Source organism: Streptomyces olivochromogenes (genome assembly GCF_021538895.1).
Taxonomy (GTDB): Bacteria; Actinomycetota; Actinomycetes; order Streptomycetales; family Streptomycetaceae; genus Streptomyces; species Streptomyces olivochromogenes_A.
Genome location: NZ_JADDRL010000004.1, coordinates 85065 through 107369, shown reverse-complemented (window position 1 = coordinate 107369; position 22305 = coordinate 85065). Strand labels below are relative to the sequence as shown.

The following is a 22305-nucleotide window of genomic DNA, read 5'->3' as shown; positions in this document are numbered from 1 at the left end:
TACGGCGACCCCGGTCGTCCGGTCCCGCGCGTTCTGCACGCACGTGGTCACCCGTCGCGCGAATCACCACGCGCCCCGAGTCCAGATCGACCCTCGGGTTCGGCGGGGCTCCCGCGTCCGTGCCGCAGACGTATGAATCGCCCCCATCCTCCCTCGCGGCCGCGTACCCGCGCCTCGCCCGGTCACGGAAGGGGCCGGCGAAGCGCGGGTGTGTGGCCGGGTCACGACGTCAGGTATGCCTCCACCTCGCTGAACTGGCCTGCCGGCCAGCCCGTGTTGGCGCTGACCGTCAGGCGCAGGTGGCGCAGGTCGGTGCCGTCCGGCAGGGTGACCGTGGCGGTGTTGCCGGTGGCCGGGTCGAAGCGGTAGTCGCGGGCGCCGAGCACCGTGGTGTAGGTGGAGCCGTCGGTGCTGCCGAGCACGGTGACGGTCTGGGTGCGGGCGCCCCAGGCGGACAGCGGCGGCAGCTTCAGGACCAGGCGGCGCACGGCGTAGGACGAGCCGAGGTCGACCGTCCAGGACTGCGGGAAGGCGTTGTTGGCCGATTCCCAGTAGCTGTACGCGTCGCCGTCGACGGCCTTGCCGGGTGTGTAGACGTCCTGCGAACCGGTGGCGGTGGCGGGGCGGCCCTTGGCGAGGTTGCGGCTGGGGTCGGGGTCGGGGTTGCCCTGGCCGGGCCGGGGCCAGGTCGAGCAGTCCGACCAGGTGCTGTTCCAGCCGGAGTTGCCGCCGCCGTCGGTGAGCGTGAAGGCGCCCGAGCCGGACGGGTAGGGGCAGTTGTAGATGCCCGCCGCGCCGACCCCGCCGGCCGTGACGTTGCGGAACGTGGCGGCGCCCTGGGCCTCGGCCTGGACGACGACCGTCCCGGTGCTGCGTACGGTCGCACCGTCCACGGTGACGTTGCCGACCCGGTAGCCGTGCCCGCCGCCGGAGACGAACTCGAAGGCGCTGTACGGGCTGTCGGTGATCGTCGTGTTGGTGATGTTGACGGTGGCGTTGATGGCGCTGTCGTACGAGTCGACGCGCAGCGCGCCCATCGGGTGGTTCCAGTTGGGGTTCATGGCACCGGCGCGGACCAGCGTGTTGCCGTCGACCGTGATCGTGCCGGACAGCGGGTTGAAGGGGTCGAGGAACTTCTGGTTGGAGATCGCGATGCCGCTGCCGAGGGCGTTGGTGTCGGAGACCAGGTTGTTGCGCACGGCGATGTCCGTACCGCCGTAGATCGCGATGCCGTTGGCGAGGTTCGGCTGCGAGACGGTGTTGTTCTCGAAGCTGCTGTCGGTGTCCGGGGCGTACAGGGACCACATGGCGAGCGAGTCGTCGCCCTGGTTGCGCAGGAAGTTGTTGCGCACGCGGACGCCGCGCGCCGTGCCGTTGAGGTTGAGGCCGTCGGCGGTGGTGTCGAGGATGCGGTTGTTCTCGACGACCAGGTTGTCGTTGTTGCCCATCAGCCAGAACCCGCACTTGAGGTGCTGGATCCACATCCCGGACACCGAACTGTTCGGCCCCAGCAACCCGTTGACGAAGTTGTCCGGGTTGGAGTCGACGCGCTCGGTGACCTCGCCGATGACCGCGAAGTCCTTGATGCGGACGTTGCCCGAGGACCCGGACTGGTCGATGAAGCGCGAGGTGTGCACGACGGAGTACCAGCTGCCGGCACCCTGGAGGGTCACGTTCTGCACGCCACTGAGCGAGGACGTCAGCCGGTAGTCCCCCGGCGGGATCCAGACCACTCCCCCCTGGGCGGCCGCGATGGCGTCGCGGAAGGCCTGGGTGGAGTCGCCCTGGCCGCTGGGGTCGGCACCCTTGGAGGTCACGGACACCGATCCGGCGGGCTGACCGGCGGCCCCGGCCACCTGCTCGAAGTCGGCGACGTCGACGGTGACCTGGGTGCCCGTGGCCTGGAGCGCGATCCGGTCGCCCGGCTGGACGTTCTGCCCGAGCAGCAGGCGGGCGTTGTCGAAGAAGTGGTGCGTCTTGGCGCCGGGTATCCAGCCGGTGTCGATGTAGGAGTACTTGGAGGTGACGGGCAGGGTCTTGGCGAGCCGGGTGCCGTTGACGTAGACGTCGAGCGAGCCGGACTGGCCGTCCGGGACGCTGTAGGCGACGTTCACGGCGTTGGCCGCGCGGGGCACGGTGAACTCGACGCGCTGCCCGGCGGTGAGCCGGACGGCCTGCCGTCCGGAGGCCTCGGAGGCGAGGGTGCCCTGGGTGTAGTCCGGGCCGATCTTCGTTCCGGTGGTGGCGGCCGACTCGGCCTCGACCGAGGTGAGGGGGAGGCTCGCGCCGGCGGCCGCGTGGGCGGCCGGGGCGAGGGCGACGAGCATGCCGGCGGTGAGGGCGACGGTCGCCCCGATGGCTGGCATGCGCCTGACATACCTGGCGGTGCTCCTGTGCATGTGCTGATCCCTTCGTGGTGGGGGTACGGGGATAGCGCGGAGCGGCGGCTCAGGCCCGGAGCCAGGCCGCCGTGTCCTGCGGGAGGCGGCCCCGGTCGTCCAACGGGCCGCTGCTGAGCAGGAGTTCGCTGTGCACCGGAAGTGCGGCGGGCGCGGCCGCGAGGTTCACCACGCAGATCGCTCCCTCGGCGCGGGTGAAGGCGAGCACGCCCTCGGGCGCGGGCAGCGGGCGCAGCGGTCCGTCGCCGAACACCGGGCGGAGCCGGATCGCCTCGCGGTACAGGCCGAGCATCGAGCCGGGGTCGTCCTGTTGCCGGTCGACCGCGTACGACGCCCAGTCGGCGGGCTGCGGCAGCCACGGTTCCTCGCGCGAACCGAAGCCGGCGTACGGCTCCGCGGCCGCCCAGGGCAGCGGCACCCGGCAGCCGTCGCGGCCCGGGGCGGTGCCGCCGGACCGGAAGTACATCGGATCCTGGACCCGGCCGGCGGGGATGTCCGCCTCCGGCAGCCCCAGTTCCTCCCCCTGGTAGACGTAGACCGCGCCGGGCAGGGCGAGCGACAGCAGGGCGGCGGCGCGGGCCCGGCGGGTGCCGAGGGCGAGGTCGGTCGGCGTGCCGAAGGCCTTGGTGGCGAAGTCGAAGCCGGTGTCCGCGCGGCCGTACCGGGTGACCGTGCGGGTCACGTCGTGGTTGCACAGCACCCAAGTGGCCGGGGCGCCCACGGGCGCGTGGGCGGCGAGGGTCTCGTCGATCGAGGCGCGCAGGCGTCCGGCCTCCCAGGGGCAGGTCATGAAAGCGAAGTTGAAGGCGGTGTGCAGCTCGTCGGGGCGGAGGTAGCGGGCGAAGCGTTCGGGGTCGGGCAGCCAGACCTCGCCGACGAAGACGCCGTCGTGATCGTCGGCCACCGCCCGCCAGGAGCGGTAGATGTCGTGCAGTTCGTCGCGGTCGACGAAGGGGTGCGGGTCGGGTGCGGTGGCGAGGTCGGGCAGTGCCGGGTCCTTGGCCAGCAGGGCGGCGGAGTCGATGCGGACGCCCGCGACGCCCCGCTCGAACCAGAAGCGCAGGATGTCCTCGTGTTCGCGGCGGACCGCCGGGTGGGCCCAGTTGAGGTCCGGCTGTTCGGGGGTGAACAGGTGGAGGTACCAGTCGCCGTCCGGCAGCCGCGTCCAGACGGGCGCGGTGGAGCCGACGAACTGGGACGGCCAGTCGTTGGGCGGGAGTTCGCCGTGCCGGCCGCGGCCGGGCCGGAAGTGGAACAGCTCGCGCTCGGGGCTGCCGGGGCTAGCGGCCAGCGCCGCCCGGAACCAGGCGTGCTGGTCGGAGACGTGGTTGGGCACGATGTCGACGATGGTGCGGATGCCCGACTCGGCGGCCTCGGCGATGAGTTTCTCCGCCTCGACGAGGGTCCCGAAGGCCGGGTCGACGGCCCGGTAGTCGGCCACGTCGTAGCCGCCGTCCTTCATGGGCGACGGGTACCAGGGGTTGAACCACAGGGCGTCCACGCCGAGTTCGGCGAGGTACGGGAGCTTCGCGCGGACGCCCGCGAGGTCGCCGAGGCCGTCGCCGTCGCCGTCCGCGAAGCTGCGTACGTACACCTGGTAGATGACGGCGGAGCGCCACCAGTCGGCCCTTCGGGCATGGCTGGGCTGTCCCACGGTGCCTGCCTTTCTGTGTCGGGGAGGAGGGCGGCGTCAGCCCTTCGTGCTGCCCGCGCCGATCCCGGCGATGATGTGCCGCTGGAAGACGAGGAACAGGGCGACCATCGGGATGCTGGCGATCACCATCGCGGCGATGAGCACGGTCAGCTGGATGTTCTGCGACAGCTGGACGAGGGCCACGCTGATGGGCTGCTCGTCGGTGTCGGAGAAGACCATCAGCGGCCACAGGAAGTCCTGCCAGACGGCCACCAGCGCGAAGATCGAGACCACGCCGAGCACCGGCCGGGACATCGGCAGCACGATCGACCACAGGATGCGCAGTTTCCCGGCGCCGTCGATCTCGGCGGCCTCCAGCACATCGGCCGGCAGCTGGTCGAAGAACCGTTTGAGCAGGTAGAGGTTGAAGGCGTTGGCGACGGCCGGCAGCCAGATCGCCAGCGGGTCGTTGAGCAGGCTGGTGTGGATCAGTGGAAGATCGGCGACGGTCAGGTACTTCGGTACGACCAGTGCCTGGGCCGGAACCATCAAGGTGGCCAGGATGCCGCCGAGGACGACCTTGCCGAAGGCGGGCCGCAGCCGGGAGAGGGCGTACGCGGCGGCCGTGCAGAACACCAGCTGGAACAGCCAGGCGCCGGCCGCCTGGACCACGGTGTTCCACAGGTGCTGCGGGAGCTGCATGAGGTCCCAGGCGTCGGTGTAGCCGCTGAGGTGCCAGTGTTTCGGTACGAGCGTGGGCGGGGTCCGTGCCACCTCGTCCGGGGACTTCGCCGCGCCCGTCACCATCCAGTAGACGGGGAAGAGGAAGGCCAGCGCGAAAAGGACGACGACGCCGGTGAAGACGGTCCAGTAGAGGGCCTTGCCGCGGGGGCGGGCCAGGGCCGCCGGGGAGACCAGGGTCCGGGTGCTCACGCGTCCCCCTCGGAGCGGGTCAGCCGCAGGTACACGGCGGAGAAGAGGCCGAGCAGCACCAGCAGCATCACGCTCAGGGCGCAGGCTCCGCCGAAGTCGTTGTAGAGGAAGGCGTATTTGTAGATGAGGTAGAGGACGGTGACCGTGGCGTTCTCCGGACCGCCGCCGGTGATGACGAAGGGTTCGGTGAAGACCTGCATCGTGGCGATGATCTGCAGGAGCATCAGCATCAGGACGACGAAGCGGGTCTGCGGGATCGTCACGTGCCGGACGCGTTGCAGGAGCGTGGCGCCGTCGAGTTCGGCCGCCTCGTACAGCTCGCCGGGGATGGACTGCAGCGCGGCCAGATAGATGAGGACGGTGCCGCCCAGGTTGGCCCAGGTGGCGACGATGACGAGGGAGACGAGCGCGGTGTCGGCGCCGTTGGACCAGTTCGAGGTGGGCAGGTGCGCGAAGCGCAGCGCCTCGTTGGCGAGGCCGGCGCCGGGGTCGTAGAACCACTTCCACAGCAGGGCGCTGACCACCGGCGGGATCATCACGGGCAGGTAGACCACGACCCGGAAGAAGGCCTTCGCGTGCCTCAGTTCGTTGAGGACCAGGGCGAGCAGGAAGGGGATCGCGAAGCCGATGAGCAGGGCCAGCAGGGTGAAGGTGAGGGTGTTGCGCCAGGCCGCCGTGAACTCCGGGTCGTGCAGGACGCGGGTGAAGTTGGCGGTGCCGACCCACTCGGGCTCGGAGCCGGGCGTGTACTTCTGGAAGGCGATGACGACCGCGCGGATCGCCGGGTACCAGGAGAACACCGCGAAGCAGAGCAGGCCACCGAGCAGGAATCCGTAGGCGCGGAGCTGGTCGGCGAGGCGGCGCCGCCCCCGGCCCCCTACCGGGGACGGCGCCCGGACCGGTCGTACGGCGATCGCCTCGGCGGGCCGCCGCGCAGCCGTCTTCGTCATGGGTGTCAGCTCCGGGCCAGGATGCCGTCGATCTTTCCGGAGGCGTCCCGCAGCAACTGGTCGATGTCCGCGTCCTTCTTGGTGAGGACGGCGGAGACGACCCCGTCGAGGACGGAGTAGAGCTGCTGGGCGTTCGGCGGCTCGATCTTCATCCGCAGGCTCTGGTTGCCGTCGAGGAAGGCCTGGTAGTTCTCCACGGGCACATTGGCGTTGGCCTTCTTGACCTGCTGGTCCTTGGCGTCGGCGGCGCCGGTGAACAGCCGCGGCTCGGGCAGGCCGACCGGGGCGTCGTTCTTCTTGGCGCGGGCGTAGTCGCCGAGGAAGCCGTCGCCCGGGGTGAGGAACATGGAGTCCAGCCACTTGAGGCCGGCGCGGATCTGGGCGGGCGTGGCCTTCTTGTTGACCATGTAGCCGTCGCCGCCGATGAGCGTGCCCTTGCCGCCGGGCATGGGGGCGAGGGCGAGGTCCTTGTAGTTGCCGCCCTTCTCCTTGACCAGGATCGGGATGTTGTCCGGGGCGGAGAGGTACATGCCGAGCTTGCCGGCGCCCATCATCTGCTGGACGTCGTTGATGACCAGGAGCTGCTTGCTGCCCATCGAGTCGTCGGTCCAGCGCATGTCGTGCAGGTTCCGCAGCACGGCGTGGCCCTCGGGGGTGTCGATCGTGGCCTTCTCGCCGTCGGCGTCGACGACGTCGCCGCCCTGCGCGTACAGCTCGGCCGTGAAGTGCCAGCCGCCCTGGTTCTGGGCGCTGTAGTCGGCGTAGCCGACCGTGCCGTCCCCGAGCGCGGCGATCCGCTTGGCGTCGGCGCGCACTTCGTCCCAGGTGGCCGGCGGCTTGTCGGGGTCGAGGCCCGCCTTCTCGAACAGCTTGCGGTTGTAGATCAGGCCCATCGAGTAGCCGGTGCGCGGGATGCCGTAGATCTTGCCGTCGACGGTGTAGATGTCCCGCAGCTGCTGCTGGATGGTGTCGTAGCTCTTCAACTCCTTGACGTACGGCGTGAGATCGGCCGCCTGGTGGATGTCCACGACGTGCTTGGCGTCGGTGAAGTACGTGTAGAACACGTCCTCCATCTGGCCACCGGCGAGCTTGGCGTCGAAGGTCTTCGGGTCCTGGCAGGGGAACGCGTCGTGGGCGACGACGTCGATGTCCGGGTGCTGCTTCTCGAAGGCGGCGATGTCCTGCTCGAAGAACCTCCGGTCGACCTTGGCGCTCTTCGGCGGCTCGCAGTTGACGGTGATACGGGTCTTGCCGCTCCCCGCGTCCTCGTCGCCCGACCCGCAGGCGGAGGCGGTGAGCGCGAGGGAGGAACAGACGCCGATCGCGACAAAGGTACGGCGGAACCCGGTGCTTCTCATCGGTGGACCCCTCTGGGCAGGAGCGGTGGGCGCCGCACACTCAAGCACCGGCGACACCCGTCCGCAAGATGTCGCGCAGAATCTGAAATTATTCGACAGCGAGGTGGATCTACTGGGTCTCAGTCACGGCACGCTTGCGCGGTCGACCCGCGCACCACCAGTTCGGGCTCGAACAGCAACTCCTCGGCGGTCACGGTCGCGCCGCCGATCTGCGCGTTCAGCAGCTCCACGGCCGCCCTGCCCATGGCCTCGATGGGCTGGCGGACGGTCGTCAGCGGGGGCTCGGTGCAGTTCATGAACGCCGAGTCGTCGTAGCCGACCACGGACACCTGCGACGGGACGGCGAGTCCCTTGCGCCGGGCGGCCCGGATCGCCCCGAGGGCGAGTGGGTCGCTCGCGCAGATGATGCCGGTGACGCCCCGGTCGATCAGCCGGGAGGCCGCCGCGTGGCCGCCCTCGATGGAGAACATGGCCCGCGCGACGAACTCCTCCGGCAGCTCCCCGGCGAGCGCCCGCGCGGCCGCCAGCTTCCGCGCCGACGGCACATGGTCGCCGGGGCCCAGCACGAGCCCGATGCGCTCGTGGCCCAGCGAGGCCAGGTGCCGCCACGCCTGTTCGACGGCCACCGCGTCGTCGCAGGACACGCCGGGGAAGCCGAGGCGCTCGATGGCCGCGTTGACCAGCACCACAGGGATGTTGCGGTCGGCGAGCACCCGGTAGTGGTCGTGCGGCGCGTCGGCCTGGGCGTACAGTCCGCCGGCGAAGACGACGCCGGAGACCTGCTGCTGCAGCAGCAGGTCCACGTAGTCCGCCTCGGAGACACCGCCCTTGGTCTGGGTGCACAGCACCGGGGTGAGTCCCAGCTGGGCCAGCGCGCCGCCGATGACCTCGGCGAACGCGGGGAAGATGGGGTTCTGCAGCTCCGGCAGCACGAGCCCCACCAGCCGGGCCCGCTCCCCGCGCAGCTGGGTGGGCCGCTCGTACCCGAGCACGTCGAGCGCCGACAGCACCGCCTGCCGGGTGGCTTCGGAGACCCCGGGCTTGCCGTTGAGCACCCGGCTGACCGTGGCCTCGCTGACCCCGACCTTCTTCGCCACTTCAGCAAGTCGTCGCGTCATGCGCGCAAGAATAGCGCAAGTAACGCAAGCTGCTTGCGTAACGGCGAGGAACGACGGCGGCGGCCGCGCGTCCGCTACACCCGGCTCCCGGTCGCCGTGTCCGACGACAGGCGCTGGGCCAGGTAGATCGGGATCACGGAGAGCAGGACCAGGACGGCGGCGACGACGTTCACCACCGGGGCCTGCTGTGGGCGGGTCATGTTGTTGAAGATCCAGATGGGCAGGGTCTCGATGCCGGGCCCGGCGGTGAACGTGGTCACCACGATCTCGTCGAAGGAGAGCGCGAAGGCGAGCAGCCCGCCGGCGAGCAGCGCCGAACGCACCAGCGGGAAGGTGACGTCGACGAAGGCGCGGAAGGTGTCCGCGCCCAGGTCCATCGCGGCTTCCTCGTACGAGCCGGCGGTACGGCGCAGGCGCGCGACGACGTTGTTGAAGACGACCACGATGCAGAACGTGGCGTGGCCGACGATCACGGTGAACAGCCCGAGGCCCACGCCGAGCGGCGCGAGGACCGTGCCGAACGCGGAGTTGAGCGCGATGCCGGTGACGATGCCGGGCAGCGCGATCGGCAGGACCACCACGAAGGAGATCGCGTCGCGGCCGAAGAACCGGTGCCGGGCCACCGCGAAGGCGATCAGCGTGCCGAGGACCAGCGCGATGGCGGTGGCGCCCAGTCCCGCCTTGACCGACACCCACAGCGCCTCCCGCGCGCCCGCGTTGTCCAGGGCCACCGACCACCAGTGCAGGGTCAGTCCGGGCGGCGGCCAGCTCGCGCTGCGGTCCGGGTTCAGGGAGTTGACGAGGACCAGCAGCAGCGGCACGTAGATCACCGCGAAGCCGAACCCGGCGGCGACGCGCAGCGCGAGGCGCGCGGAACGGGAGAGTTGCACGGTCGGCTCCTCTACAGGCTGCTCAGGGCGCCCGTGCGGCGCATCGCCAGCAGGTACACCACGATGACGACGACCGGGACCGTGCCGAGGGCGGCGGCCATGGGCAGGTTGAGTTCGATGTTGGAGTAGACGAGGTTGCCGATCAGCTGCGTCTTGCCGCCCACGATCTGCACGGTGATGTAGTCGCCGAGGCTGAGCGAGAACGTGAAGACCGAACCGGCGGCGACCGACGGCAGGACCATGGGCAGGACGACGGACCGGAAGGTCCGGCCGGGCCGGGCGCCCAGGTCCGCCGACGCGTCGAGCAGGTTGGCGGGCAGCTGCTCCAGGGCCGTGTGGACCGGCAGGATCATGTACGGCAGCCAGAGGTACGTCAGCGTCAGGACGGTGGCCGGGAGCCCGAACCCGGGGCCGCTCAGCCCGAACGGCTTCAGCATCCAGTCGGCGAGCCCGCCCTCGGACAGGATCAGCCGCCAGGCGTACACCTTGACCAGGTAGCTGGCCCACAGCGGGGTGAGGATCGCGACCACGAGCAGCGGGCGCCACTTCGGCCGGGCGACGCGGGCCGTGTAGAAGGCGACCGGGAAGGCGATCACGGCGCACAGGACGGTGACCGCGAGGGCCACGCCGATGCTGCGCAGGATCACCTGGCGGTAGACGGGGGTGGTGAACAGGGCGTGGAAGTTGTCGGTCGACCAGACCTTCACCACCTCGGAGGTGAAGGAGTTCGTCGTCCAGAACGCGGAGACGAACAGGACCGTCAGCGAGCCGAGGTAGAGCACGGCGAGCCACAGCAGCGGGGCGGTGAGCAGCAGGGCGAGTCTGAGCCGGGGACGGCGGTGCAGCTGCCCGGCGAGCCGCCGGACGGTGCCCGTGGGGCGCCGTCCGGCGGTCTGCGCGACGACGGTCATGGCTCAGCCCTTGATCTCGGTCCAGGCCTGCACCCACTTCGCGTACGGCACGCACTTGACGTCGGTGCGGCCGTCCAGGCACTGCTCGATGGGCGTGTTCCAGAAGGCGATGTTCTTCCAGTAGCCCTCGTCACTGGCGTGGTAGGTGGCGCAGAAGTTCTTGTCGCTGGTCTGCGCGCAGGCCTTGGCGTTCGCGGGGGCCTCGCCGAAGTACTCGGCGACCTGGGCGTTCACCTTCGGCGAGATGATCCAGTCCATCCACTTGTAGGCGCAGTTCGGGTGCTTGGCCTTCGCGGACAGCATCCAGGTGTCCGACCAGCCGGTCGAACCCTCCTTCGGTACGAAGGCCTTGACCTTGGCGCCCTCGTCGGCGGTGAGGCTGGCGATGACCTGCCAGGTGGTGCCGACCACGGAGTCGCCGCTCTTGAAGGCGGAGACCTCCTTGAGGTAGTCGCTCCAGTACTCGCCGATGTTCGCGTTCTGCTTCTTCAGCAGGGCCACGGCCGCGTCGAACTGTTTCTGGTCCAGCGCGTAGGGGTCCTTGATCTTCAACTCCGGCTTGGTCGCCTTGAGATACAGAGCCGCGTCGGCGATGTAGATCGGCGAGTCGTACGCGGTGACGTGCCCCTGCTGCTTCGACGCGTCGTCGAAGACGGCCGCCCAGGAGGTGGGCGCGGGCGTGACCTTCTCGGTGTTGTACATCAGCAGGTTGGCGCCCCGGCCGTGCGGGATGCCGTACATCCGTCCGTCGACGGAGTTCCAGGCCCCGTTCTTCAGGCCGCTGAAGACGTCCTTGTAGTTCGGTACGAGGCCGGTGTTGACGGGGGCGGCGTCGCCGGAGGCGATGAGGCGCAGGGACGCGTCGCCGGAGGCCGACACGGCGTCGTACTGGCCCGTCTTCATCAGTTTGACCATCTCGTCGGAGCTGGCCGCGACCTTGGAGTTGACCTGGCAGCCGGTCTGCTTCTCGAAGTCGCCGACCCAGTTCACCTTGGGGTCGTTGGAGCCGTCCTCGACATAGCCGGCCCAGGCGATCAGGTTGACCTGGCCCTCGGTCTTGCCGAGCGTCGACTGCGCCTTCAGGTCGGGGGGATTGAGGCCGGTGGCCGAGGAGCCGCCGGAGTCGGCGGAGCCGCAGGCGGTGGCGGCGACGAGCAGCAGCGCGGCTGCTGTCGCGCCCGGCAGGGTTCGGGTGAGGCGCACGGCGTTCTCCATGGGTGACGAGGGGGTCAGCGGACGTCGTCGGGGACCCGCACGGTGTGGCGGCGGTGCCATTGCAGGCGGACGCGGGTGCCGCGGTAGGCGGCGACGTCCTCGGCGGAGGTCTCCAGGTTCTGCTGGAGTGCGGTCAGGCGGCCGCCGGCGTCGAGGTCGACCAGCAGGCGGGTGGCGTCGCCCAGGTAGACGACCTCGGCGACGGTGCCCGTGGCGGTGGCGTGCTCGGGCTCGTCGGCGACGGCGGACTCCTTGAGCACCCGGATCTTCTCGGGCCGGATGCTGTAGGTGCCCGCGGTGCCGACGACGCGCTGGGCGGACTCGCCGGTCAGGAGGTTCGAGGTGCCGACGAAGGACGCGACGAACGCGGACGCCGGACGCTCGTAGATCTCGGCGGGGGTGCCGACCTGCTCGATGCGGCCCTGGTGGAAGACCGCTATGCGGTCGCTCATCGTCAGGGCCTCCTCCTGGTCGTGGGTGACCAGGACGAAGGTGATGCCGACCTCGCGCTGGAGCGCCTTCAGCTCGACCTGCATCTGCTCGCGCAGCTTGAGGTCGAGGGCACCGAGGGGTTCGTCGAGCAGCAGCACGCGGGGGCGGCCGACGAGGGCGCGGGCGAGGGCGACGCGCTGGCGCTGGCCGCCGGAGAGCTGGGCGGGGCGCCGCCTGCCGTAGCCGTCGAGGCGGACCTCGGCGAGGGCCTTGCGGGCGCGGACGAGGCGTTCGGCCTTGGGCACCTTGCGGACCTTGAGGGCGTAGGCAACGTTCTGCTCCACCGTCATGTGCGGGAAGAGGGCGTAGTCCTGGAAGACGGTGTGCACGTCCCGCTCGAACGGGGCGAGGCCGGTGACCTCCTGACCGGCGAGCTCGACCCGGCCCCCGCTCGGGGTCTCGAAGCCGGCGATCAGCCGCAGCACGGTCGTCTTGCCCGAGCCGGACGGGCCGAGCATGGAGAAGAACTCCCCGTCCCTGATCTCCAGGTCGACCCCGGCCACCGCTGTCGTCTCACCGAACGACTTCCGCAGATCCTGTAGCCGGATCGCGCTTCCCTCCATGGCGGGAACCTTTCTGGCACTCGCTGTCGTTATCGGGAAAGATATGAAGTCATAGTTCAAAGCTCAAGGCCCCCTTAGGGTAAAGCTTGAGTCAATGTGGAAGGTGGTGGCCGTGAAGCAACCCACTGACGGCGGGGCCCGCAGAGCCATCTTCACGCCGGTGGACAACCGTGCCCGCGTCGAAACGGTCGTCCACCGGCTGGGCGACGCCATAGAGCTCGGGCTGCTCGCCGACGGGGAGCAGTTGCCCGGCGAGAGCGAGCTCGCCGGGCAGCTCGGCGTGTCCACGGTGACGCTGCGGGAGGCGCTCATGGCACTGCGCCAGCAAGGGCTGGTCGTCACCCGCCGGGGCCGCGGCGGCGGCAGCTTCGTCTCGCTGCCCGACGTCCCCGGCGAGGAGCGGCTCAAGGTCCGGCTGCGCGGCTGGAGCACCGAGGAGCTGCGCGACCTCGGCGACCACTGGGCCGCCCTGTCGGGCGCGGCGGCCCGGCTCGCGGCCGAGCGCACGGAGCCGGACGACCTCGCGCAGCTGCGCCGCAGTGCCGAGGAGTTGGCGCACGCCGGGGACGCGGCGGCGCGCGGCCGGGTGTACGGCCGGTTCCATGTGGAGCTGGCGGCGGCCGCCCAGTCCGCGCGGCTCACCCGGGAACAGGTCGCGTTGCAGACGGAGGTCGGGGCGCTGCTGTGTCTCGTGCTCGGGGACGACACATATCGTGAAGAAGTGGCGGACCGTCACCGGTCCGTGATCTCGGCCGTGCAGGATGGGGCCCACGAATCGGCCCGTACGCTGGCCGAACGGTGCGTCCAGGAGTCGACGGCGCGGCTCATCGCGTTGCGCCTGACCCTGTAGGAAGCGCCGCTTCGGTCCCCGTCCGCTGGAGGGCGCCATGCGCAGCAGCCCAGGTCCTGGCGGCACCACGACGCTCGACGCGTCGACCGAGGAACGCGTCGCGTCCCGGGTGGGCGACGCCCTGGAAGCCGTCTTCGCCGCCGTCGCGCAGACCCGCGCCGAGACGGCCGCGCTGCTGGCCCGGGTGAGCGAGCAGGGCCGCGCGCCCGCCTCGGCCGACCTGGCCGCGCTGCGTCCGGGGCTGCATCTGCGGCTGGCCCGGCAGGAACTGGTCTCCGGGGTGGGTTTCATCGCCGCGCCGGGGCTGTTGGGCGACGTGCCGGCCTGGCTGGAGTGGTGGCAGACGACCGCCGACGGGGATGTACGGCCGCTGCTGCCGGACCTCGACCCGGAGCGGTCGGCGTACTCGGACTACACGCACTGGGACTGGTTCGCCCTGCCCCGGGACACCGGGCGGCGGGCGGTGGCCGGCCCGTACGTCGACTACCTCTGCTCCGACGAGTACAGCCTGACCCTGTCCGCGCCGGTGGAGGTGGCGGGCCGTTTCGTGGGCGTGGCCGCGGCAGACATATACCTGCGGCACTTCGAGGCGGCCGCACTGCCCCTGCTCCGCGAGCTGCCCGGCCCCGCCCACCTGGTCAACGCCCGCGGCCGGGTGGCAGCCTCCGCGGACCCGGCCCACCTGGCCGGCTCCCTGACAAAGGGCCCGGACTTCGGCGCCGTACTGGAACGGGCCCGCACGAAGACGTTCGGCCCCCTACGCCTGGTGCCGTGCCCGAGCGTGCCGCTGGTCCTGGTCGTGACGACGGCCTGAACGCCGCGGCGACGGACCGGGCGACGCGACGAGGGGCTCCGAGCCGCGAGCACGGGCCGGGCGCGCCCGAGAAGCGGCGGGGCACGGCAAGGCGCAGCGCCTGCCGGCAGGCAGGCAGGCAGGCAGGCAGGCAGGCAGCGGATCGTGGCAACGGGCAGCGCGCCGAGGCGGTGTGCCGGGCGGCGCGGTGACGGGCTCCGAGCCGCGACGACGGGTGCCGGGCGCGCCCGACAGACACCGGGCACGACAACGCGCAGCGCCTGCCGGCGGGCGGCGGATCGTGGCAATGGGCTGAACGCCGAGGCGACGGACCGGGCGGCGCGGCGACGGGCTCCGAGCCGGGGCAACCCGCCGGACGCGTACCAACAGGCCGCGGGTCACGACAACCAGCGGAGCACCGAAGCACCGGACCGACAGCAACACGACGACGGGCTCCGAGCCGGGGCAACCCGCCGGGCACCGAGGCGACGGACTCACAGCAACACGACAACCTGCTTCCGAGCCACGGCGGCAGGGCCTGACGGTCGGCCAAGTCGCGTGGGCGGCACGCCAAGCCGGTGGGCCGGGGTGCGCGTCCGCGGCCGGCCCGGCGCCGTCGGCGACCTGAACGCCGGCGGTGCCGGGTCAGGCCTCCGGTGTCGGTACGACGGTCAGGTGCGTGGCGGCGCCCGCGAGGCGCCGGGGGCGACGCGGGGCCGCGGCGGGGCGGCGCGCGTCGCGCAGGACGAACGTCAGGCGCGTGTAGCCCATGGCCTCCAGCATCCGCGGCGTCTCACCGACCACCCGGCACTCGGTGGCACCCCAGCGCGGGTCGGGGTGCAGCAGCGGGCGGACCGCGCCGTCGTGCTCCGCGGCAGCGTCCTCGCCGACCACGCGGATCCAGTGCGGCAGACCCTGCCGGTAGGCGGCCTCCATGATCGGGTCCTGGGCGATCTCCCGGCGGATCGCCTGCAGTTCGAGATCGTGGCCGTACCGCTCGACCGCGGACTTGAACGCCGCGAGCATCGGCAGGCACCAGCGCGCCTCGTGCTCGCCGAGCACCCGCCCCGCGTCGGGGTGGAACAGGACGAACCGCAGGAAGTTGTCGCACGGCATGGCCGTGGGATGCGGGCCGACGCCACGGAAAAGTGTCTCGAACGCGCTGTTCGCCAGCACCACGTCCCAGCGGTGGTCGAACACGACGGACGGGAAGGGCACAGCCTCCAGCAACGTGGCGTAGTCCTGGAGATACGCCTGGGCCTCAAGACCCTCGGGCACGGGCCGCGGCGCCGGCCGCTGCCCACCTGCCTGATATGCCATCGGGAGGTCACCCCTCTTGCCTATGCGGCCTTCACGCGGCGTTGTGATCCTGCTGCTCCAACAAGAGTCATGTCAACTATCGTGGCATTTCATGCCTGTTGACGGCTGAAATTGGCCACAGTTGTGGCGAGACCTGGATGTGAGTTCGAAGCACCCGCTACTCTCCGGGAAGTTCACGGGAACCGCTTGTGAGAAGGCGCTGATTCCTCTGAGAGACGTAGGAGTTCTGTCGGTGACCGATGGCTACGCGGATCCGGGCGCCACGGCGACCGCCCAGATACCTGCCGTCGTCGCCCGCGTCACCGCGCTCGCCGACCGGCTCGGCGTCCCGCACGCCGAGGTCTTCGACGTCGGGCGGCTCTCCGTCGCCTGTGGCGTCCCCGAGCCCGTCGTCCGGGCCCTGCTGAGCGGCCGCCCGGCGGGCGAGCCCGACGTACAGGCCCGCTTCCTGCAGCGCCTCGACCTGCTGCGGCGCACCCGGCTCAAGCCCAACGGCCGCCGGTACACCCAGCAGGAGATCGCCGACGGCGCGGGCATGTCCCGGCAGCAGGCCGGCGCCCTTATCAACGGCGACCGGCGCCCCACCATGGAGCACTGCGACGCCCTCCAGCGTTTCTTCCGCGTGCACGCCGGTTTCCTCACGGCGGAGGACCCCGAGGCCCTCGCGGGCGCGCTGCAGCGCACCGAGCAGGAGCTCCTGCAGAAGCTCGCCGACCGGGAGCGGGCGGCGGCGTCGGCCGCGCAGGACCCGCTGGAGCGGCTGCTCCAGGACCACGGCGTCCGCGGGATCGCCTGGCGGGCCGCACAGCTGCCCACCGACCAGCACCGGGACAAGGTCGCGGAGTGGCTGGACATGCTTCTGGAGAGCGTCAAGCGACCCGAGTCGTGACCCGGGGGAGGACTGTGGGCATCGGTAAGGACATGCGGAGGCTGAGCGGTGAGCTCGTCGGAGAGCTGACGCTGCCCGCGCCGGCCCGGCCGCAGGACCTGTACGCGGCGCTGTGCGACGGGATGAGCCGCCGCCGCGGCCGCCCGGTCCTGTTCCGTACGGCCGTCTTCCCGATCGGCACCGCGAGCGGGCTGTGGCTCGACATGGCCGACCGTGACCTGATCGTCGTCGAGGAACGCACCGCGCCCGACCATCAGTTGGTGATCCTCGGCCACGAGCTGTGGCACATGAAGGCGGACCACTGCGGCCACCACGTCGACGGTGTCGGCGTCGGCGTCGCCACCCGCCTGCTGAGCGACGACACCGACCAGGACGCCCTCCAGGCCACCATCCACAAGGTCGCCGCGCGGACCCGCTTCGACCTCGACGAGGAACGCGAGGCCGAGACCTTCGGCCTGCTTCTCGCCAGCAAGTGCCGTACCTGGCTTGCGGGTTCGTCCGTGCGCGGCCCCGTGCAGCGGGACCATCTGGCGGGGCGCATCGAGGCGTCGCTGGGCTATCTGGGGCCGCAGGGCTGAGCCCCGCCCCAGGGCCAGGACCGGGGCCAGGAACGGAGCCGGGATCGGGGTCGGCCCGCATCGTGTCGCTCCGCCACGGGGTTTAGCCGCGCTCCCGCCCGCGCCGAGCGTGCGAAGCGACCCGATGCGCTCCCCTCGCGCTCCCCCCGGTCGGGCGAAGCCGAGAGCGCGGGAGAAAGGGCGTTGTCAGTGGTGGGCGGCAAGCTGGAGGTACGCGCCGTGCGGGCGCGCGACCGAGATGCCGACAGGGGAGAGCCGACGATGCCCACCGCCGTACTGACCGACCGTGAGCGCACCGCCGTACAGGCCTATCTGCGCCTGCTGCATACCGTGCGCGCCGCCTTCGACGGCCCACCCGACGGCGGCCGGCCCGCCCTCGTCCCGCCCGCCGTGCTCGCCGAGGCTGACCGGGCCCTCGCGCGGGCGGGGCTGTCGGGCAACGAGGAGGAGTTCTTCCGGCTGCTGCGCCATTGGTGCCCGAGCACCTGAGCCCGGCCGGTGCCCGCGGACCCGGACCCGGACCGGGGCCCGGCGCTCAGGCGGCGTGCGGCACGACGACCGCCGTGGTCACGACGCCGCGCTGCACGCTCCACCGGCCCTCGAAGCGCTGGAGGCGGCTGCCGCCCACCTGGGGGCCGGGGACGAGGAGTTCGGCGCGCAGGGTCCCCCGCCGCCGCTCGCCGGGGTCCGCGCTCAGCTCGATGTCGGCCTCGCCGAAGTCGAGCCACTGTCCGGTGAGGGGGAACCACGCCTTGTAGACGGACTCCTTGGCGCTGAACAGGATCCGGTCCCAGTGGACGTCGGGACTCCGCGCCTCCAGCAGGCGCAGCCGCTCGTTCTCCGCGGGCAGGAAGACGTAGGAGACGACGTCCTCGGGGAGCGGCTCGTCGGGTTCGGCGTCGATGCCGAGGGAGGCCAGGTCGGTGGCGCGGACCAGGGCGGCGGCGCAGTAGCCGTCGCTGTGGGTCATGCTGCCGACCAGGCCGGCCGGCCAGCGCGGGGCCCCGCTCTCGCCGGTCACCACGGGCTGGGCGGGTACTCCGAGCTTCTCCATGGCACGCCGGGCGCAGGCGCGCACGGAAGAGAACTCACGGCGGCGCTTGGCCACGGCCCGGGCCATGAGCGCCTCCTCCTCGGGGTAGAGCGGGGCGTCCTGGATCGCGTCGTCACCGTGCAGTTCCACGGCGACGACCGAGTCCGGGAGTAGCTCCTCGATCACCGGATCCGACCTCCATCGGCAGAATACGACGCAGTCTGCCCGGGGGCTCCGGACGCTTGCGCCACTCGCGGGGATATCCCACGGACACCTCTTCGAAGCGGACGCCGTCGTGCCAGGTGGTCCGCGGGATGTGGAGATGACCGTAGACCATGGTGGCGACGCGGAATCTGCGGTGCCAGTCGGCGGTGAGGGCGGTGCCGCACCACATGGCGAACTCGGGGTGCCACAGGACGTCGGTCGGGTGCCGGTCCAGCGGATAGTGGTTGATCAGGACGGTGGGCAGCTCGGGCGGCAGTTCGGCGAGCCGGCGCTCGGTCTCGGCGACCCGGGCGTGGCACCAGGCCTCGCGGGAGGGGTAGGGGTCGGGGTGCAGCAGGTACTCGTCGTTGCACACGATGCCGGTGCCGTGCGCGTAGGCGAGGCCCTCCTCCTTGGTGGAACAGCCGGTCGGCAGGAAGGAGTAGTCGTACAGGAGGAACAGCGGGGCCACGACCACCGGACCGCCGGGGCCGTGCCACACGGGGTAGGGGTCCTCGGGGGTGACCACGCCCAGCTCCCGGCACACATGGATCAGGTGCTCGTAGCGGGAGGCGCCGCGCAGGGTGACGGGGTCCTTCGGGTGGGTCCACAGGTCGTGGTTGCCGGGGACCCACAGGACCTTGCGGAAGTGCGCGGAGAGCGTCTGGAGGGCCCAGCGGACGTCGGCCGCGGTCTCCGCGACGTCTCCGGCCACGATCAGCCAGTCGTCGGGGGTCTCGGGGCGCATCCGCTCGACGAGCGCGCGGTTCTCGGCGTACGCGATGTGCAGGTCGCTGATGGCCAGCAACTGTCCGGCACCGCCGGCCGTCGATTCCACCCGTCGCCCCTTCCGATCACCCAATGGCAACACGAGAACACATCCACGGTCGCCGAACAAGGGGAAACCCGGACGGCGGGTCGCCTGCCGGTGGGAAATCCGTAACACACGCGTTGCACGACGAGGCCCTTGAAACCCGTATGATCGCCCCAACACCACCGCCATGAACTTCCCTTTCGACAGGGCGGTTTGGTGTCCCTCCACACCACCCTGCCCGGGCACGGGCCGCCGAGTCCTGCCCGCATTTCCCCGAAAGGCGGCCTGCATGCTCTCTGGCGTACGCGTCTGGCTCAACCGCACGTACGCGGAGAACGTGTTCTTCCTGGATCAGCTGCGGAGAAATCCGAGCGATCGGGCGGTCGAGATCCATGCGACGCACGGCGACCCCGACTCCCCCGTGCTGGCCGCCGCCGACACCGCGGACCTGGAGCCCGAGGGCCTGTCCCCGGCCGCGTACATGGAGTACGCGCTGGACCAGTGCGTACGGCGTGGCATCGACGTGTTCGTGCCCCGGCTGCACCAGGCGGCGATCGTGGCGCACCGGGCCGACTTCGAGGCGGTCGGTACGGCGCTGCTGGCGCCGACGCCGCAGGCGGTGGCCGTCTTCGAGGACAAGGCCACGGCCTACGAGGCGGTCCGCTCGGTCGGGGTCCCGGTGCCGCCGTGGTGGCGGGTCCGGACGGCCGACGAACTCGTCGCGGCCGTCGAGGAGTTGGAGGCGGCGGGACACAAGGCGTGCTTCAAGCCCGCGGCCGGCGCCGGCGGCGTGGGCTTCCGGGTGATCACACGCGCACCCTTCTCGCTCCTCCACCTCAGCGGGTTCCCCGGCCCGTACGTCCAGCTCGACCTGGTCGTCGAGGCGCTCAGGCAGGCCGACCACCCGGTGGACTGGCTGGTGATGCCGCGCCTGGCGGAGCCGGAGGTGTCGGTGGACTGCCTGACCGGCCCGGACAACCGGATCCGGCTGGCCGTGGGCCGCACCAAGAACGGCCGCCGTCGCGGGTTCACCCTGCACGAGCGGTGGCTGGAGCCGGCGCGGCTGATCGCCGAGGGCTTCGGGCTGCACTACCTGTCCAACATCCAGTTCCGGATGTACGAGGACGAGCCGGTGCTGCTCGACGTCAACACGCGGCCCGCCGGAGGCCTGCACCAGCTGTCCCTCTGCGGGGTGAACGCGCCTTGGGCGGCGGTGCAGTTGGCTCTGGGCGAGGACCCGGGGGTCATGGCGCCGCCGTTCCTGGGCCAGGACTACGCGGTGGTCTCGGGGCCGCGGCCGGTGCGGCCGGTGACGCTGCCCTCGCAGCGGATCGAGGAGACCGAGGTGCTGCTGCCGGCCGTGCCCGCACCCGCGGACTCCGCGCCGGCCGTGGCCGCGCCCGTGGAGTCGGCACCGACCGGGGCCGCGGCTCCGGCGCTGCCCCTGTAGGTCGTCGACCGCACACTCGGGTGGCCGGCCGCGCGGCCGGCCACCGGTATGGACCAATTCCGGCGCAGCCCTTGACACCCGGATTGGTCCATACCAACTTGGTTGCGCACCCCCTCCGCACATCCGTGCACTCCCGAACACCCCCATTCCTCAGGGAGATCGCGTGCGCAACACACTCCGGCGTTCCAGACGCCGTCTCCTCGCCCTGCTCGGCACCGTCGCCCTCGCGTTCGGCGGGGCCCTCGCCCTCCCCGGCACGGCCCAGGCGGCCAACATCCTGACCAACCCCGGCTTCGAGTCGGGCGGCCTCTCCCCCTGGACCTGCACCGGCAACCTCGGCTCGATCGTCTCCTCCCCCGTGCACGGCGGCTCCAAGGCCCTGGCGGGGGCGGTGACTTCGAGCGACAACGCGCAGTGCACCCAGACCGTCGCGGTCCAGCCCAACACCACCTACAGCCTGAGCGGCTGGGTACGCGGCAGCTATGTGTACCTCGGCGTGAACGGCGGCGCCTCGACGTGGACGACCTCCCCGTCGGCGTACAGCCAACTGTCGGTGTCGTTCACCACCGGCGCCTCCCAGACCAGCGCCACCATCTACGTCCACGGCTGGTACGCGCAGGGCACGTACTACGCCGACGACATCAACCTGGACGGCCCGGGCGGCGGGGGCGGTGGCGACACCCAGGCGCCGACCACGCCCACCGGCCTGACCTCCACGGGCAAGACCTCGTCCAGCGTCTCCCTGTCGTGGAACGCCTCGACGGACAACGTCGGGGTGACGGGGTACGACATCTACAGCGGGTCGAACAACGTCATGACCGTCGCCGGTACGTCCGCCACGGTCAGCGGGCTGTCCCCGAGCACGGGTTACACCTTCACGGTCCGGGCGCGCGACGCGGCCGGCAACACTTCCGGGGCCTCCAACTCCGTGAGCGTCACGACGAACGCGGGCGGTGGCGGCGGCACCGGCTTCAAGCAGGCCGCGCCGTATCTGTACGAGGGCTGGGGCGATCCGCCGAGCCCGACCACGGTGATGAGCGCGACGGGCATCAAGTGGTTCACGATGGCGTTCGTGCTGGACTCCGGTGGCTGCACTCCCGCCTGGGACGGCAGCAGGCCGCTGACCGGCGGTGTCGACCAGAGCGCCATCAACCAGATCCGTTCCGCGGGCGGTGACATCGTCCCGTCGTTCGGCGGCTGGCAGGGCAGCAAGCTCGGCGCCAACTGCTCCTCCGCGAGCGCGCTCGCCGGAGCCCTGCAGAGGGTGATCGACGCCTACTCGCTGAAGGCGATCGACATGGACATCGAGAACTCGGACGAGTTCGAGAACGAGGCCGTCCAGGCGAAGATCCTGACCGCCCTGAAGACGGTCAAGGCCAACAACCCCGGCCTGAAGACCATCGTCACCTTCGGCACCTCGACGACCGGCCCGACCTACTACGGCAACCGGCTCATCGAGCAGGCGCAGTCGCTCGGCGCCAACGTCGACGTCTTCACCATCATGCCGTTCGACTTCGGCGGCGGCTCGGACATGTACGGCAACACCGTCAACGCGGCCGAGGGGCTGAAGGCCAAGCTGAAGTCCACCTTCGGCTGGGACGACGCCACCGCCTACTCCCACATCGGCATATCCGGCATGAACGGACTGTCCGACCAGCAGGAGAACACCACCCCGGCGATCTGGACCCAGATCCGCGACTGGGCCAACTCCCACCACATCGCCCGCCTCGCGTTCTGGTCGGCCAACCGCGACCGGCCCTGCCCGGGCGGCGGCGTGGTGAGCAACTGCTCCGGGATCAGCCAGAACAACTGGCAGTTCACCTCGATCACGGCCGGCTTCACCGGCTGACCGGCGCACCGGCACCACCGAGATCCCCCCGGCCTCAGGGCCGGGGGGATTTTTTTTCCGCGG

20 protein-coding genes are annotated in these 22305 nt (G+C 71.1%); 7 read left to right on the top strand and 13 right to left on the bottom strand.

Annotated features, from left to right (window positions below; translation table 11 throughout):
• Positions 1–221 precede the first annotated feature (221 nt).
• The 10 genes from IPZ69_RS03225 to IPZ69_RS03180 form a co-directional block, all read right to left on the bottom strand.
• Positions 222–2399 (bottom strand): discoidin domain-containing protein, encoded by a 2178-nt coding sequence (locus IPZ69_RS03225; RefSeq protein WP_235452099.1) that lies wholly within the window; start codon positions 2397–2399, stop codon positions 222–224.
• A gap of 49 nt (positions 2400–2448) precedes the next feature.
• Entirely contained in the window at positions 2449–4053 is a 1605-nt protein-coding gene (locus tag IPZ69_RS03220; protein ID WP_235452098.1) for a glycoside hydrolase family 13 protein, read from the bottom strand.
• Positions 4054–4089: 36 nt separating this feature from the next.
• Positions 4090–4965 (bottom strand): carbohydrate ABC transporter permease, encoded by an 876-nt coding sequence (locus IPZ69_RS03215; protein WP_235452097.1) that lies wholly within the window; start codon positions 4963–4965, stop codon positions 4090–4092.
• On the bottom strand, positions 4962–5915 hold the full coding sequence (locus IPZ69_RS03210) for a carbohydrate ABC transporter permease (RefSeq protein ID WP_235452096.1): 954 nt from the start codon (positions 5913–5915) through the stop codon (positions 4962–4964). The genes IPZ69_RS03215 and IPZ69_RS03210 overlap by 4 nt, the downstream gene beginning before the upstream one ends.
• A 5-nt stretch (positions 5916–5920) precedes the next feature.
• Complete coding sequence (locus IPZ69_RS03205) at positions 5921–7273, bottom strand: ABC transporter substrate-binding protein (RefSeq protein ID WP_235452095.1); 1353 nt, start codon at positions 7271–7273, stop codon at positions 5921–5923.
• A 119-nt stretch (positions 7274–7392) separates the two neighbouring features.
• Complete coding sequence (locus IPZ69_RS03200) at positions 7393–8391, bottom strand: LacI family DNA-binding transcriptional regulator (RefSeq protein WP_235452094.1); 999 nt, start codon at positions 8389–8391, stop codon at positions 7393–7395.
• A 74-nt stretch (positions 8392–8465) separates the two neighbouring features.
• A complete protein-coding gene (locus IPZ69_RS03195) occupies positions 8466–9281 on the bottom strand; it encodes an ABC transporter permease (protein WP_235452093.1) in 816 nt (271 codons plus the stop codon).
• Between the two features lie 11 nt (positions 9282–9292).
• Positions 9293–10192, bottom strand: a complete 900-nt coding sequence (locus IPZ69_RS03190; RefSeq protein WP_235452092.1) for an ABC transporter permease — start codon at positions 10190–10192, stop codon at positions 9293–9295.
• Between the two features lie 3 nt (positions 10193–10195).
• Entirely contained in the window at positions 10196–11395 is a 1200-nt protein-coding gene (locus tag IPZ69_RS03185) for an ABC transporter substrate-binding protein (protein ID WP_308407421.1), read from the bottom strand.
• A 26-nt stretch (positions 11396–11421) separates the two neighbouring features.
• Complete coding sequence (locus IPZ69_RS03180; protein WP_235452090.1) at positions 11422–12462, bottom strand: ABC transporter ATP-binding protein; 1041 nt, start codon at positions 12460–12462, stop codon at positions 11422–11424.
• 94 nt (positions 12463–12556) lie between these two features.
• Between IPZ69_RS03180 and IPZ69_RS03175 the strand changes: the two genes are divergently transcribed.
• A complete protein-coding gene (locus tag IPZ69_RS03175; protein ID WP_235452089.1) occupies positions 12557–13312 on the top strand; it encodes a FadR/GntR family transcriptional regulator in 756 nt (251 codons plus the stop codon).
• A gap of 37 nt (positions 13313–13349) precedes the next feature.
• Positions 13350–14126, top strand: a complete 777-nt coding sequence (locus tag IPZ69_RS03170) for a cache domain-containing protein (RefSeq protein WP_235452088.1) — start codon at positions 13350–13352, stop codon at positions 14124–14126.
• Between the two features lie 624 nt (positions 14127–14750).
• Here IPZ69_RS03170 and IPZ69_RS03165 read toward each other — a convergent pair.
• A complete protein-coding gene (locus IPZ69_RS03165; RefSeq protein WP_235452087.1) occupies positions 14751–15425 on the bottom strand; it encodes an MmyB family transcriptional regulator in 675 nt (224 codons plus the stop codon).
• Between the two features lie 232 nt (positions 15426–15657).
• On the opposite strand from IPZ69_RS03165, the gene IPZ69_RS03160 reads away from it, so the two are divergent.
• The 3 genes from IPZ69_RS03160 to IPZ69_RS03150 all read left to right on the top strand — a co-directional run bounded on the left by IPZ69_RS03160 (position 15658) and on the right by IPZ69_RS03150 (position 17381).
• Positions 15658–16314 carry a helix-turn-helix domain-containing protein gene (locus tag IPZ69_RS03160; protein ID WP_235452086.1) on the top strand — a complete coding sequence of 219 codons (657 nt, stop codon included), beginning with the start codon at positions 15658–15660 and terminating at the stop codon, positions 16312–16314.
• Between the two features lie 32 nt (positions 16315–16346).
• Positions 16347–16892, top strand: a complete 546-nt coding sequence (locus tag IPZ69_RS03155) for a toxin-antitoxin system, toxin component (protein ID WP_235452176.1) — start codon at positions 16347–16349, stop codon at positions 16890–16892.
• A 261-nt stretch (positions 16893–17153) separates the two neighbouring features.
• A complete protein-coding gene (locus IPZ69_RS03150; RefSeq protein WP_235452085.1) occupies positions 17154–17381 on the top strand; it encodes a hypothetical protein in 228 nt (75 codons plus the stop codon).
• A gap of 46 nt (positions 17382–17427) precedes the next feature.
• Here IPZ69_RS03150 and IPZ69_RS03145 read toward each other — a convergent pair whose 3' ends face one another.
• The gene (locus IPZ69_RS03145; protein ID WP_235452084.1) at positions 17428–18111 is read right to left on the bottom strand and encodes a 4'-phosphopantetheinyl transferase family protein; all 684 of its coding nucleotides are present in this window, start codon (positions 18109–18111) and stop codon (positions 17428–17430) included.
• Positions 18059–18967, bottom strand: a complete 909-nt coding sequence (locus IPZ69_RS03140; RefSeq protein WP_235452083.1) for a metallophosphoesterase family protein — start codon at positions 18965–18967, stop codon at positions 18059–18061. Before IPZ69_RS03140 ends, IPZ69_RS03145 begins: the two co-directional genes overlap by 53 nt.
• 265 nt (positions 18968–19232) lie before the next feature.
• Between IPZ69_RS03140 and IPZ69_RS03135 the strand changes: the two genes are divergently transcribed.
• Positions 19233–20393 carry an ATP-grasp domain-containing protein gene (locus tag IPZ69_RS03135; protein WP_235452082.1) on the top strand — a complete coding sequence of 387 codons (1161 nt, stop codon included), beginning with the start codon at positions 19233–19235 and terminating at the stop codon, positions 20391–20393.
• A 163-nt stretch (positions 20394–20556) separates the two neighbouring features.
• Positions 20557–22242, top strand: coding sequence for a carbohydrate binding domain-containing protein (locus IPZ69_RS03130; RefSeq protein ID WP_235452081.1), 1686 nt, complete (start codon positions 20557–20559; stop codon positions 22240–22242).
• Positions 22243–22305 lie beyond the last annotated feature (63 nt).

Excerpts from the sequence above, each read along its gene's own strand:
- IPZ69_RS03200 (WP_235452094.1), bottom strand. The coding sequence starts at position 8,391 with ATGACGCGACGACTTGCTGAAGTGGCGAAGAAGGTCGGGGTCAGCGAG.
- IPZ69_RS03165 (WP_235452087.1), bottom strand. The coding sequence starts at position 15,425 with ATGGCATATCAGGCAGGTGGGCAGCGGCCGGCGCCGCGGCCCGTGCCC.
- IPZ69_RS03155 (WP_235452176.1), top strand. The coding sequence starts at position 16,347 with ATGCGGAGGCTGAGCGGTGAGCTCGTCGGAGAGCTGACGCTGCCCGCG.
- IPZ69_RS03205 (WP_235452095.1), bottom strand. The coding sequence starts at position 7,273 with ATGAGAAGCACCGGGTTCCGCCGTACCTTTGTCGCGATCGGCGTCTGT.
- IPZ69_RS03180 (WP_235452090.1), bottom strand. The coding sequence starts at position 12,462 with ATGGAGGGAAGCGCGATCCGGCTACAGGATCTGCGGAAGTCGTTCGGT.
- IPZ69_RS03175 (WP_235452089.1), top strand. The coding sequence starts at position 12,557 with ATGTGGAAGGTGGTGGCCGTGAAGCAACCCACTGACGGCGGGGCCCGC.
- IPZ69_RS03150 (WP_235452085.1), top strand. The coding sequence starts at position 17,154 with ATGCCCACCGCCGTACTGACCGACCGTGAGCGCACCGCCGTACAGGCC.
- IPZ69_RS03210 (WP_235452096.1), bottom strand. The coding sequence starts at position 5,915 with ATGACGAAGACGGCTGCGCGGCGGCCCGCCGAGGCGATCGCCGTACGA.
- IPZ69_RS03225 (WP_235452099.1), bottom strand. The coding sequence starts at position 2,399 with ATGCACAGGAGCACCGCCAGGTATGTCAGGCGCATGCCAGCCATCGGG.
- IPZ69_RS03170 (WP_235452088.1), top strand. The coding sequence starts at position 13,350 with ATGCGCAGCAGCCCAGGTCCTGGCGGCACCACGACGCTCGACGCGTCG.
- IPZ69_RS03135 (WP_235452082.1), top strand. The coding sequence starts at position 19,233 with ATGCTCTCTGGCGTACGCGTCTGGCTCAACCGCACGTACGCGGAGAAC.
- IPZ69_RS03190 (WP_235452092.1), bottom strand. The coding sequence starts at position 10,192 with ATGACCGTCGTCGCGCAGACCGCCGGACGGCGCCCCACGGGCACCGTC.